The organism is Lamprobacter modestohalophilus (genome assembly GCF_016583905.1).
In the GTDB taxonomy this organism is placed as follows: domain Bacteria; phylum Pseudomonadota; class Gammaproteobacteria; order Chromatiales; family Chromatiaceae; genus Lamprobacter; species Lamprobacter modestohalophilus.
Genome location: NZ_NRRY01000003.1, coordinates 127,012 through 139,590, shown reverse-complemented (window position 1 = coordinate 139,590; position 12,579 = coordinate 127,012). Strand labels below are relative to the sequence as shown.

The window sequence follows — 12,579 nt, the reverse complement described above, 5'->3', positions numbered from 1 at the left end:
TCGCACGCATCGGGAGATCAAAAGTGACCAACCGTAACAAGAAAATATTGAGACCCCGATCGTCACTTGGGTTGACAATAACCATGTTCACGCTCGTGGCTTTATCGGGTTGCGCTTTCAATACCAAGTATCCGCCCGTGCCACGGGAGCAGCGCTCCCTCAGCGCACAAGAAAGTTATCTTTACGAGATTGCCCCTGGGGATGCAGTCAATATCTTTGTCTGGGCCTTCCCAGAGCTCTCAGGCACCGTGCCCGTGCGGCCGGACGGTATGCTGACAACCCCTCTGATAGAAGACATGCCCGCCAGTGGCAAGACCCCGTCAGAACTGGCGCGTGACCTGGAAGAGGAAATGGCGTTGTATGTACGCTCCCCCATCGTCACCGTGATCGTCAATAATTTCGTCGGCTTACCTCAGCAACAGGTCAGGGTTGTCGGTGAGGCCATGGGTGGCTCAGGAGGCGGCGGATCAAGCAGAGGCCCGGCAGCAGTACCCTTTAGGAAACACATGACCCTGCTGGACCTGATGATTGAAGTCGGTGGCTTGACACCTTTTGCTGCTGGCAACAAATCGATCTTGGTGCGCTTTAATGACGGCGAGCAGGTGGAATATTCCGTTCGCATTGATGACCTCCTCCGTAAAGGCGATATGTCTGAGAATATCAGCCTTCTTCCTGGCGATATCCTTGTCATCCCAGAAGCTTGGTTCTAATCGGCCCAATCAAACGCACTTCATCCACGACCCGGCTTAATCTTCAGGACACTTCGCATTGCTGCACGACCTTCTTGCAGAAATTTTCCAGTATCTGAGGGGCGTTTGGCGTTATCGCTGGGTCGTCCTCGGCCTCGCTTGGGTGATCGCCATTGCGGGCTGGATCTATGTCTCGACTATTCCAAATGAATATCGGGCTTCTGCGCGTTTATTCGTCGACACCCAGAGTGTCTTAAGACCGCTGTTAAGGGGCCTTACTATCCAGCCCGATTTTGCTGAACGGGTATCGCTGATGAGCAGAATGCTGCTGAGCCGGCCCAATTTAGAAAAGGTTCTTCGCATGAGCGACCTTGAGCTCAGTGCTAATAGCCCCAGCGAAAGGGAAGCAATGCTTTCCCGGCTGAACGCGAAAATCCGTATTAACAGCAACCGTAGTGCTCCGATCTATAACCTCTCGTATGAAGATCAAGATCCGGAGAGCGCGACACGTGTCGTTCAGGCCCTTGTAAGCATCTTCATTGAAGAAGCCCTGGCGGGCGACCAAACAGCATCAACAACGGCGCAAAACTTTCTAGACCAAGAAATTGCAGCTTATGAGGCAGATCTTCGAGCATCCGAGCTGCGCCTTGCGGACTTCAAGCGCAGAAACGCTGGCTTACTGCCTGGAGATACTGGCTATTACGCGACCCTGGAAAGAGCGAGGGGGCAGTTACGAGACGCTCGTCTTGCGTTAGAGGAGGCGACCCAACGCCGGGCTCAGCTGATGGCGCAAATTCAGGCTGAAAACGAGAGGGCTCGCAGCAACGCTGAAGACTTCAATGACTCGTCAGCACTCGACCCGCAGGTCGCGGCGGCACAAGCTCGACTCGATGACCTGTTGCTCCGTTTCACGGAGCGTCACCCTGACGTACTCGAGCTCCAAAGACTCATCGATGAACTGAAACGGCGCTCTGCCATCGAGCGAGCTAAAGCCAACGAGAATCAGCCATCAAGGCTCGTTCAGGCATCGACCGTCTACGGCAACTTGAGGATCGCACTGAATGAAGCCGAAGCTGACGTTGCCTCACTTCAAGCGCGAGTCGATGAGTTCGAAAGCAGAGTGACTGGGCTCACTGAGAAGATCGACGCGATCCCAGAGATCGAAGCGGATCTCACCCAGCTCACCCGAGAATACAACACAATTTCCAACCAACACTCTAAGCTACTCGAACGGCGTGAATCGGCCCGTTTATCGCAACAAGTCGAAAATTCAGTAGAGGGCATCAAGTTCCGTGTCATCGATCCACCCATAGCACCCAAAAAGCCCTCCGCGCCTAATCGCCTGCTGTTGGCGCTTGCGGTCTTGGTCGTTGCCGTCGGCGGTGGGGCTGCTGCTGCGGTTGCGCTTGATCTGCTGCGACCGATCTATGATGATCGACGTATTCTTTACCGGACGACCGGCTTACCGGTACTGGGTGTTGTCTCACTGATCCGAACGCCACAACAACGCCGCCTAGAACGAATACTCTGGATACCCTTCTTTGTACTCATCATAGGCTTAGTCGTCGGCTCTGTGATCGTTGGCTCGGGATTACCTGCCGATTTCTATTTCGCAGTTATCTCTCCGATGATCACTTAACGCTTCTTCGCCTTATGAGCACCATTGAAAAAAGCCTCGCAAAACGTGCCGCTCAGCAGGGTGAACAGCCTGTGCTAGCAGATTCAACGCTGCGGCAAGAGGGTTTCAAGCCAAAATCGCGTACCCCTCATGTCGACAACCAATCTGGATCGGACATTCATTGCTTTCCCTGGGATGATCTTCGACCTCTTGGCATTCTTACGCCGAATACCAAAAGGTCCCAACTCGCTGAAGAGTACAGACAAATTAAGCGCCCTCTGTTGATGAATATTGACAAGAAGGGCGCTGATATCGTCGATAACGCTAATCTCATCTTAGTGACCAGCGCCCTCCCCCGTGAGGGTAAGACCTTCTCGGCCATTAACCTGGCCATGAGTATCGCCATGGAGCGCGATCGGACTGTACTCCTGGTTGATGGTGACGTCGCTAAGCCGACTGCGGCTAAACGCCTTGGCATCAAGCATGAAGCAGGGTTGCTGGACTTGGTGGACGGTTCCAGTACTAAGATGAGCGACGTCCTGGTGAGAACCGAATTGCCCAACCTTCGGATTCTCCCAGCCGGCCGACCCCATGACCGGGCTACCGAGTTACTCGCGAGCGAGCAAATGGCCCAGTTCATGTCCGAATTTTCAACGCGTTATCCAGACCGTGTCGTCATTTTCGATTCGCCGCCTTTGTTACTGGCGAGCGAGACGGCTGTACTCAGTTCATGCGTCGGCCAGATCGTGATGGTCGTGGCGGCTGAACAAACAAGTCGTCACACCGCAAACGAAGCGCTTGCTTTACTCGACCGCGAAATGATCATTGGACTCTTACTGAATAAGTACCGCCCTAGCCTTGGCAACCGTTCCGGCTCAGGTTATGGATACGGTTATGGATATGGGTACGGTTATGGACATGAGCAAAGTCCCGAGCCTGATTCAGCCCCAATAGCGCAGCAATATCCAACGGCTTAGCGGCACCCTGATCGATTATGCACAGCTTCCCGCATTCCCAACGATTCCAGATGACCCTGGCCTCGTTGTTCGCTTATTGTGGCATTGTTGGGTCCTGCGTCTTCTCGAGCACGGCAGCCGCGACCGACTGGAATTTCTCAAAACAAGTCGCGTTAGATACAACCTTTAGTGACAACATTAATCTCAGTGCTTCCGATAAAGAATCTGACGTCTTTGCATCCCTGACCCCGGGCTTTGTTCTCCAAGGCAATGGGCGACAGCTTGACGTCAACCTCGCCTATGCTCCGCGCCTACGCTATTATCTCTCCGAATCAAGCAACAACCGAGTCGATAACAACCTGCAAGCGAATGCGACAACTCGGTTCTATGACGATCGCTTATCGGTAGACTTTAGTGCTTCGGCAAGACAGACCTTCATCGATCCATTCTTGGCAAGAGGCGACGCTGCTAATAATACAGACAACGTACAAACAACCTATTCCTATGCCATTGCGCCATTGCTGAGAACAAGTCTCGGTCGCTACGCAAACGCGTTCCTCGGGCTCGAACAGACCGGCGTCTTCTATTCTGACCAAGGCGCAGATAGTTACAGTTATGGCGCCAATTTCGAGCTGCGCTCTGACCAGAATTACTTTGGTCGTTTACTTTGGGGTGTGCTGGCAGATACAGAGCGGGTTGACTACGATGAAGGTCAAAACGATTTTTCGAGTGTTTCAGCGCTCCTTGGATACCAATTGAGCCGTCGATTGGCCGTAGATCTATTCGCTGGATATGAGAATAATAGCTATGCTTCAGCGAATGATACGCGTGGCTTTCTCTGGGGCGGCGGATTTTCTTGGATTCCGACCCCACGCACATCCTTGCGGGCTGAGTTTGGAGAACACTACTTTGGGACGACCTCTAGCATCGATTTCAATCACCGCAGAAGACGCTCAGTATGGTCAGCAACTTATTCGAGGGAACTGACTAGCGCTCGGTCACAAGCTGGGCAAACCCCGGTCTATAATTTTGAAACGCCCTTTGGCGACCCGACCATCCCAAATGTCGACCAGACTCAACCTGTCGGAGTAGACAATGCGTTACCAAACGCGGACGTGTTCATTGCTGACCGTTTTAACGCCCAGTATGCGTTAGAACTGCGACGCGGCGTTCTGACTGCCAATGCACGTTATGTCCACCGCGATTTTTCAGGAGCGGGTAATGACCAATCGGCTGTGCAGCTCGGGGTTGACTATACTCATCAACTCTCTGGCAAATTGTCAGGCCTCGCTGCACTGAATTGGCGGCAAACAGATCAATCAGGCGCAGTAACTTCAACGGATGCCGAGCGCAATGAGCAAGTCGCGCTGCGTACCGGTTTACGTAAAAATCTCAGTGAACACTGGAATTTCGACTTTTTGTACCAACTTCAGAGCGGTGATGATTATACAGAAAACCGCGTCACATTCGGAATTGCTGCCGATTGGTAGGCGTTTCTCCTGCTGACAACCTTATCCGAGTGTTATCCGATGGATAAAACATCGACAATCGTTAACGCCTTATCGATTGATGTTGAAGATTATTTTCAGGTTTCCGCTTTCGAAGCGCATATCCATCGCGATCAATGGTCACAGATTGATTGTCGAGTAGAACGCAACATCAATGAGATTCTCGCTCTACTCGATGAACACCAGGTCAGGGCGACGTTTTTTACCCTCGGTTGGATCGCAGAACGCTTTCCGAAACTGGTCAGACAGATGGCCGATCAGGGCCATGAAGTGGCGAGCCATGGCTATGACCATGTCCGCGTTACCATGCAATCTCGGGATGCTTTTGCGCGGGATATCCAGCACACGAAGAAACTGCTCGAGGATACTTGTGCCTGTCCGATAACAGGTTACCGGGCTGCGAGCTACTCTATCAATCGCACCAATCTCTGGGCGCATGAAGAGATATTGAACGCGGGCCATCGTTATAGCTCAAGCGTTTACCCCATCCATCACGATCTTTACGGTATCCCAGATGCGCCGAGGTTCGCTTTTCGCCCGCTTCCTGGGGCGGAACTCGTGGAGATTCCGGTGACGACGGTTGAGATCGGCAAGCGACGCATACCCTGCGGCGGCGGCGGTTTTTTCAGACTCTACCCCTACCCTATCTCCCGCTGGATGATCAATCGCGTCAACGCTAAAGAACAGCAGTCCGCCATCTTCTATTTTCATCCCTGGGAGATCGACGCCGGCCAACCTCGTCTGCCTAATCTCCCATGGAAGACGCGCTTCCGCCATTACCTGAATCTCGATCAAACGAAGCAGAGGCTCGGAGCATTGTTGCGTGATTTCAAATGGGCACCGATGAACCAGGTTTTCTTCGACAAACAACAGCTCATCGGCGATATCCCCCAAGTTTCACTCCATTGATCGCTGATTGACAAGCGCTTGAGCCCAAGGCCCCACCTCGGGCGCAAAACGCTTCGACTCAATCCTCGTCATCCTGATTGATCGAGACGGGCGCGTGAATCTGCTGGAGCCGTTTCCGGGTTCCATCATTGATGTCGGTAAAGGCGATTCCAATCACCCACTGTTCTTGCCCATCATCCCGCGACGTCCAGACCACGGAGCCCGACATCGTTAAGGGCTCTGAGTTATCCGAGCAGCCAAGGTGAATGACCACGCTCGAATCGACCGGCAGTTGACTGAAGGTTCGTATCTTGACCCCGCCTTCGCTCAGATCCTGCGACAAGCCATGGTTGACGCCGCCATACTGGTGAGGCGACAGTTGCAACTGTGCATAGCATTCGATCGCAGACCGCTTGAAGCGCCGGTTCTCCATCATTGCTGATTGACGTTCACTCATCGTCGATGTTGACAAATTCATCGCACTTCACTCCCCCTACATTGTCTGGGCCGCGTTGCGGTTTTTCGACCCTTGCGTTAGCGCGTTATGTTAGCCACTGTAATTTTGGTAGGTTCTAGATTCCTACTTAGAACTAAGACTAAACGAATACAGCACGAAAACATAGCCCGAAATTAGGCCAAATAGCGAGCGCAGGAAACCTAACTGTGTATCCTGAAACCGCAATGTGGCACAAATCCGCCTCAATACCTTCTTGCACGGCATTGTACAAAACTCGAACAAAAATCCACGTGCTTCGATCTTAAGCCCCACCGCTCTCGGATTTGCCTCAGCACTCGTTATGATTGACGACCAAGGGCATGTTCATTTCTTTGAAGCGTTGCGAGATTCCATGGTCGGGATCGGCAAATGCGATCCCGTATAGCCACTGCTCGTTCCACGCATCCAGCGAGGTCCAGACAACTGCCCCTGACATTGTTAATGGATTCACGTTCTCCGAACAGCACAACTGGACGAGAACCCTTGAATCAACCCGAAGTTTTTGGAACATGCGGACTTTGATCCCACCCTTACTCAGGTCATGGGATATACCATGGCAAATTCCCCCATACTTCCGCGGCAACAACTCCAGTCGCGCATAACAAGCCACCACTGTTCGCACATCACGGCGAGACGCAATCGAGAGAGTATGTCCTTGTTGCCGGAGTTCACTTATTGCAGAATCTGATAAAGCCATCGATCTCTGCCCCTCACTATTGCCCAGTCTAGTTGGCGGTTAGACTTCAGAGTTAGCCTAAACTGGACAACAACGAAAGCTTCTTGCAGTTGTTGGCAGCAAAATCATTATCGCCCTGATTCAACTGCAGGATTGCTCCTGATGCCTACTTCAGGAGTTTGACGGGTTGTCAGGCAAAGGCCCAGGTTTGGTCGGGGAGAGATTTCCAATTCACTTCAAGTGGGTTTAGACTAAACTGAATAATCAACTACTGGTTAAGATTGACATGCGCATATCTACGGCTACTGAAAGCGCCCCGAACAACACCAATAGGAAGGCCAACTGGCGCAACGAGCGGCGACGGGAAATCCGGCTGCGTCGCACCGACTTGCTTTCCGACAAATGCGAAGGTTCTGTCACCTATAAGATCGCTACCGAGCGGCAAGAACTCGAACGGAGTTTCGAGCTGGTATGGGATGCCTATGTCAAGGTCGGCCTTCAGTCACCAGACAGCGATCCCATCCGCTTCACGAAATATCATCTGCTGCCGAGCACGAAGGTCTTCATCGCCATTTACCGCCCAGAGCTGCTCAAAGACAAGCCGGACTACAGCCGTCTCAAAGAACCTGGCGAGATCGTTGGCACATTAACGGTGGTCCCTGACTCCGAGATGGGCTTGCCGATGGAAGAGGTCTGCCATGAATCGGTGCAGGATTTACGGAGCAAGGATGGAAACCCAGCGGAGGTGGTGGCGCTAGCCGTCAACCCTGAATATCGGCGGCATAACGTCATGATGTACTTATACAAATTGATGTTCGAGTATGCCAACCTGACTGAGGTATCGGATATTACCTGTTCGGTGACTAAGCGCCACATCTCGTTTTATCAATCCATGCTGCTCTTTCAACCGATGGGTGAGCTGAAAACCTACAGCTCCGCCAATGGCTTGGAGGTGCAATGCCATCGGCTTAACATTGAGCATGGCCGCGAGGTTGCGCGCGATATCTATCATGACCGGCATTTCGATGCCGATCTGTATACCTTCTTTTTCACCGAAAATCCGGAATGGCAGCGCTCGCTTGGTATCGGACATCCCTGGAGCGAGCAGGATCTGCGCTATTTTCTGACCGAGCGTACCCGGTTTCTTGATTCCCTAGATGCCGACACACTGGCATTGGTGCGACGCGAATATGGACAGCGATCCCTTGCCTTCCCTTTTTAACCGCATCCGCTTTCTGACGGCTGTTACCGTTACCGACTAACCTAGCAGGCTATCCCCAATGAGTGAAAACGACGCCTATTACGCCCAAGCCACCAAACGCAATCTCGGTCTGGTCACCGCGGCCGAACAGGATATTCTCAAACAGAAACGGGTTGCAGTAGCTGGGCTTGGTGGTGTCGGCGGCGGCCATTTACTCACACTGACGCGCATGGGTATCGGCGGCTTCAATATCGCCGACATCGATGATTTTGGTACTGTCAATATGAACCGCCAGGCTGGCGCCAATTCACGCACCGTCGGCCGCGCCAAGACCGAGGTCATGGCCGAGATGGCGCGCGATATCCATCCCGGTTTATCCATCAACATCTACAATGACGGCGTGCAACCGCACAATGCCGAGGAATTCCTGCACGATGTCGACGCAGTCGTCGATGCCATCGATTTTTTCCAGATGGATGCGCGACGCCTGCTCTATCGCACTGCGCGCCAACTCGGCAAGCCGGTGGTCTTTTCTGCTCCCATCGGCTTTTCTGGAACGCTGCATGTGTTCACGCCCAACGGCCCGAGTTTTGACGACTATTACGACATCAACGATCAAATGTCGCGTTTCGAGCAGTTGGTGGCCTTTACGGTTGGGCTCGTGCCGCGAGGTACCCATTGGGCCTACATGGATACCAACAAGGTGGACCTCTCGGAGCACGCTGGCCCGTCCATCGCCAGTGCCTGCAACATCGCTAATGGCTTGCTGACCACCGAGATCTTTTGCCTGTTGCTCGACCGTCGTGCCCCGGATGCTGTGCCTTACTATGTGCAGTTCGACCCTTATCGGCATCTCTATCGACGCGGCAAGCTCAGATGGGGCAATCGTGGTCCACTACAGAAGCTGAAACGTTGGTTTGTCTCTCAAAAGTTTGCTGATCAAGCAGACCGCGTGTAACTAAATAGGGATTCATCGATGCCGCTGAATTGATTAGGCGGACTCTTAATTGACCGCCTAACCAAGTCTCTGGCCCTTATTAAACCAGTCTCTACAACATGGAAAAGTTACGCAGTACGCTAGCGAGCCTTTCATCGTCCCGGGCCAGTTTACGCAGTACCTTCAGCAGGCGAGTAGGCAAGGAACCCTGCTCGTGGCGAAGCTCTAAGTCACGCTCCAAGTCTTGCTCCAACTGAGCAAGACGCGTCTCCAGCGGACGTAGAGCGGTACCGGCGGTCCCATACGATGTAGCCGAATAGCGACACAATCAGCAGAATCACGGCGGAAAACATCGCTAGCATCGTCGCGAGCAAGTCATCGAGGCGACGTTCGAGCGCCTCAAAATGCTGATCGACTGCATTAAAACGCTGATCGACTGCATCAAAACGCTGATTGACCGCCTCAAAACGTTGATTAACCGCCTCAAAACGCTGGTCGACCAATATAAAACGCTGATCGATACTCTTCTCCATGGCCGCAAATCGCTGGTCGATGTTCGCTTCCATGGCCGCAAATCGCTGGTCGATGTTCGCTTCCATGGCCGCAAATCGCTGGTTCATGCTCGTTTCAAGCGCCTTTTGCCCAGCCTCCAGCCGCGTCAGGGTCTCGATAATCTCACGGTCGGAGATGCGCGGCGCAGTCTCCACCGCAAGCACATTTATGCTCGGTACTGTCAGTAGCAGCACACAGCAGATATTCAGCTGGCAACGCATAGGGACCATCTGAGAAACATCGATGATCCGATTCTAACAGCGACTCGACCTAATGGGGCTAAATTCAACGGTGGCGCGCAGCTCCACAATGCCAGAACTTAATGAGCGATGTCGATGCAGCGGACGATTCCATCGGTTACCCACGGAATAATGCATACCGCTTATTTTCAGGCAATGCGGCGGGCGGCACGGGCCACGCCCATCGCCAACAGCCCTAAACCGAGCAGCGCAAGAGGAGCAGGAGCAGGGACTTGCGTGGTTGTTTGCAACAGCGGATCCCGCACCCAGACATTTACGTGTGAAAGATTCTTGTAGTTGAAGTCCCGAGAGTTCCAAGTGCCAGAGAAGTCGTATGGCGTCTCATAGTCGAAGACGTTTGGATCAAGTGCGTCATCAAGGATGTTAAAGTCAAAGTCGTAAATGAAGACATCGTTTGCTGCTTTGAATGAAAACAGTAGATGATCAAAGCTACTGTTGCCGAGACCGAGTTTGTCCAACGAGTCGAGAATATCGTTCTTGGTATCTATAGACCATGTCCCCATGCTGCACTTATCTTTACCTGTGCCAGAGCAAGTGAAGCCAATCGTCAACAGATCACTGACGGACATACTCACACCGGTCAGTCCATGCACCCAAGAGTACTTCCCCTCACCGCCTGTCGAACCAGCACTCAACACCGGCGTTGTATCGCCTTGAATTTGAATGTTCGCCAAGTGAATCCAACCCGGATCGTTCGCTCCGTTGACGCCATCAACATCAACTAAATCAGTCGCATCGATCAATTCTAGGGGATCGATCCAATCCCCCTCGCCATTCAGCCAGCCGTCGTCAACCTGGCCAATATTTGGATCTGGAGAACTTAAGCCACCTTGGTCATCATTATGTTTCGGCTTTTTGTCACTATCGTTCCAAGCGGCTTCATAACATGAGGTTGGGCCGGCTCCAAGACCCGCCCCAGCAGAAAAGGGGTCAGCTCCCACATTATTTTCGATCTTGTCAAGCGTGACAGCGTATGGAACAGCTGGAGACGCTGTTGGATCGCCACAGGAGACTGGCGTCAGGCCAGCATGAGCTGGGAGGTTGTAGAAGAGGCCGATCATTGCGAGCGGCGTTAACCTAGAAAGTCGCTTGACCATTGTGGTACTCCGTTTGCCGTCATTTCTGTTTTTGTCGTTTTAGATTCTCTGTCCGTCAACGGCCCCGAGCGGGGCCGCTATCTTTTCGTATAAAGGCGACAGACCCTGTCAGCCCATCAACGCTTGGCGCGACGACGACCAGCAAAGCCAGCGCCCAGCAAGCCCATGCCGATCAGAGCAAGTGTTGCCGGCTCAGGCACTTCTGCGCTCGCACTTCCATCCAAGGTAAGCTGGCGGATGGCTGCAAGCTGGTAGGGTGCACCATTCTGTGTGTCGCCCGCCAAGGTGACAAGCTGGCTTGCGTCAGGAACGGGTGGGTTGATGTTGGTGTCGTATGTCAAAACCGGAAAGCTAGTTCCCCCACCTTGCGCGATGATCTCGTAGGTGTCGCGAAACGTTCCATTGGAGTCTGCGATCCACAGAAAGCCTTGCTCTGCAAAGACGATATTGGAGAACACATCAAGATTGCCATTAGCGATTGACGAGCCCGTGACTTCTCCGCTGAATACGAGGCGGTCATTGCTCGAACCACCAATGTTAAGATCTTGTCCAGCTGAGTTTATGGCGTCAAAGTCATTAAAGTAGACATCGAAATAACCCCCGGTATAGCTGGGGCCATTTGCGCCGAGCGTCCCTGTAAAGCTATATCTGACATCAAGTCCCCAAGTCAAAGTAAAGCCTTCGTCATCGGCGAAAGGGGTATCTAAAGGGCTTAGCTGATCGATATTCAACTGAGCTCGGCTAATTGGGAAGTAGATTTCAGTTTGCGTACTGGATGATTTTTTGTAGTCAGTAGGTGCCTCAGATAAGGCTCCATAAGCAGCGAGAATAGTGGGATCATTCGTCTCGGTTACATTTCCGAAGATGCTTCCATTGCTAAGATCAAAGATCGATGTACCGAGGATCTGGCCCAGAATGAATTCACTGAAGGGGGCTGTCGTCGTGTCAGCATCTGCCTCAAACTGTGCCTGTGTAAACGAATCGTAATCGTTTGTTCCTAGATCGATATACATCAATGCGGCAGAGGCCACATTTGTTGCCATTGCAGTCGATACGGCGATTGACAAAGGCAGAAGCTTTATAATGTTCATGGTTTTACCTGTCGGTTTACTCGTTAGATTATGTTGTTCAGAACAGAGATCACGGGATATTTTCATCCAAGCATTTTTGCTTGATACATTCAACCCGAGTATCAGTCGAAGCTTACTATGCAGACCGCATGCCAAGAATAAAATATACATATAAAACAAGATTTTAGCGATTTTAGAACTTTCTATGGTCTGGCCAGCAGCCAATCTTGTAAAGTTTTTTGACAAATTCTCCTCGGGCGATTCCTTCCAACTCGAGATCATCGAAAACATAAGACGCCTTCTCGTATACCCACGATTTTTTGCGGATGACCCCCTTGAACATCTACTGCGGCTAATGCCCTCCTCGCACCATTCTTTCCAACTGACTACGGCTTGTTTTCCTTAGTTTTTTCTTTCCGTACTTTAGTGAACAACGATTGCTAGGCAGCTTCAGTCGTCTGCATTCTGCCTCCAAATCCCCCAAAAATTTAATGTAAATGATTCCTTTTCTCTTAAGGAGGGTGTCGAATTTTTTTACACACCTTCGTCCGAAAATACATGCCCTAGATTTGTTTTCGCGTCCGTTGCTGAGCATTCCCCGTGTGAAACCGTTTTTTCGTCATTATTTTTC

The 12,579-nt window shown here is 52.0% G+C and carries 12 protein-coding genes; 7 read left to right on the top strand and 5 right to left on the bottom strand.

Annotated elements, in window-relative coordinates; all coding sequences use genetic code 11:
• Window positions 1-83: 83 nt before the first annotated feature.
• The 5 genes from CKO42_RS02805 to CKO42_RS02785 are packed head-to-tail and all read left to right on the top strand — an operon-like array spanning window position 84 to window position 5,680.
• Window positions 84-710, top strand: a complete 627-nt coding sequence (locus CKO42_RS02805; RefSeq protein WP_200238340.1) for an XrtA/PEP-CTERM system exopolysaccharide export protein — start codon at window positions 84-86, stop codon at window positions 708-710.
• Window positions 711-768: 58 nt separating this feature from the next.
• Window positions 769-2,328 carry an XrtA system polysaccharide chain length determinant gene (locus CKO42_RS02800; RefSeq protein WP_242479065.1) on the top strand — a complete coding sequence of 520 codons (1,560 nt, stop codon included), beginning with the start codon at window positions 769-771 and terminating at the stop codon, window positions 2,326-2,328.
• Window positions 2,329-2,342: 14 nt separating this feature from the next.
• Window positions 2,343-3,284: an XrtA-associated tyrosine autokinase gene (locus CKO42_RS02795; protein WP_200238337.1), complete on the top strand. Its 942-nt coding sequence runs from the start codon at window positions 2,343-2,345 to the stop codon at window positions 3,282-3,284.
• Between the two features lie 50 nt (window positions 3,285-3,334).
• Window positions 3,335-4,753 (top strand): TIGR03016 family PEP-CTERM system-associated outer membrane protein, encoded by a 1,419-nt coding sequence (locus CKO42_RS02790; protein WP_200238334.1) that lies wholly within the window; start codon window positions 3,335-3,337, stop codon window positions 4,751-4,753.
• Window positions 4,754-4,792: 39 nt separating this feature from the next.
• Complete coding sequence (locus CKO42_RS02785) at window positions 4,793-5,680, top strand: XrtA system polysaccharide deacetylase (protein WP_200238331.1); 888 nt, start codon at window positions 4,793-4,795, stop codon at window positions 5,678-5,680.
• 58 nt (window positions 5,681-5,738) lie between these two features.
• On the opposite strand, the gene CKO42_RS02780 is transcribed toward CKO42_RS02785, so the two are convergent.
• Complete coding sequence (locus CKO42_RS02780) at window positions 5,739-6,137, bottom strand: PilZ domain-containing protein (protein WP_200238328.1); 399 nt, start codon at window positions 6,135-6,137, stop codon at window positions 5,739-5,741.
• 307 nt (window positions 6,138-6,444) lie between these two features.
• A complete protein-coding gene (locus CKO42_RS28425) occupies window positions 6,445-6,852 on the bottom strand; it encodes a PilZ domain-containing protein (protein WP_200238326.1) in 408 nt (135 codons plus the stop codon).
• A 265-nt stretch (window positions 6,853-7,117) separates the two neighbouring features.
• Here CKO42_RS28425 and CKO42_RS02770 point away from each other — a divergent pair, with 265 nt between their 5' ends.
• Together CKO42_RS02770 and CKO42_RS02765 are read left to right on the top strand one after the other, a co-directional pair.
• Window positions 7,118-8,053, top strand: coding sequence for a GNAT family N-acetyltransferase (locus CKO42_RS02770; RefSeq protein ID WP_200238323.1), 936 nt, complete (start codon window positions 7,118-7,120; stop codon window positions 8,051-8,053).
• 58 nt (window positions 8,054-8,111) lie between these two features.
• Window positions 8,112-8,990, top strand: coding sequence for a ThiF family adenylyltransferase (locus CKO42_RS02765; protein WP_200238319.1), 879 nt, complete (start codon window positions 8,112-8,114; stop codon window positions 8,988-8,990).
• Window positions 8,991-9,199: 209 nt separating this feature from the next.
• Here the strand turns inward: CKO42_RS02765 and CKO42_RS02760 are convergent, their stop codons facing one another.
• The 3 genes from CKO42_RS02760 to CKO42_RS02750 all read right to left on the bottom strand — a co-directional run bounded on the left by CKO42_RS02760 (window position 9,200) and on the right by CKO42_RS02750 (window position 12,239).
• Entirely contained in the window at window positions 9,200-9,685 is a 486-nt protein-coding gene (locus CKO42_RS02760) for a hypothetical protein (protein ID WP_200238316.1), read from the bottom strand.
• Between the two features lie 224 nt (window positions 9,686-9,909).
• Complete coding sequence (locus tag CKO42_RS02755) at window positions 9,910-10,878, bottom strand: hypothetical protein (protein WP_200238313.1); 969 nt, start codon at window positions 10,876-10,878, stop codon at window positions 9,910-9,912.
• A gap of 116 nt (window positions 10,879-10,994) precedes the next feature.
• Complete coding sequence (locus CKO42_RS02750) at window positions 10,995-12,239, bottom strand: PEP-CTERM sorting domain-containing protein (RefSeq protein ID WP_200238310.1); 1,245 nt, start codon at window positions 12,237-12,239, stop codon at window positions 10,995-10,997.
• Window positions 12,240-12,579: the final 340 nt, after the last annotated feature.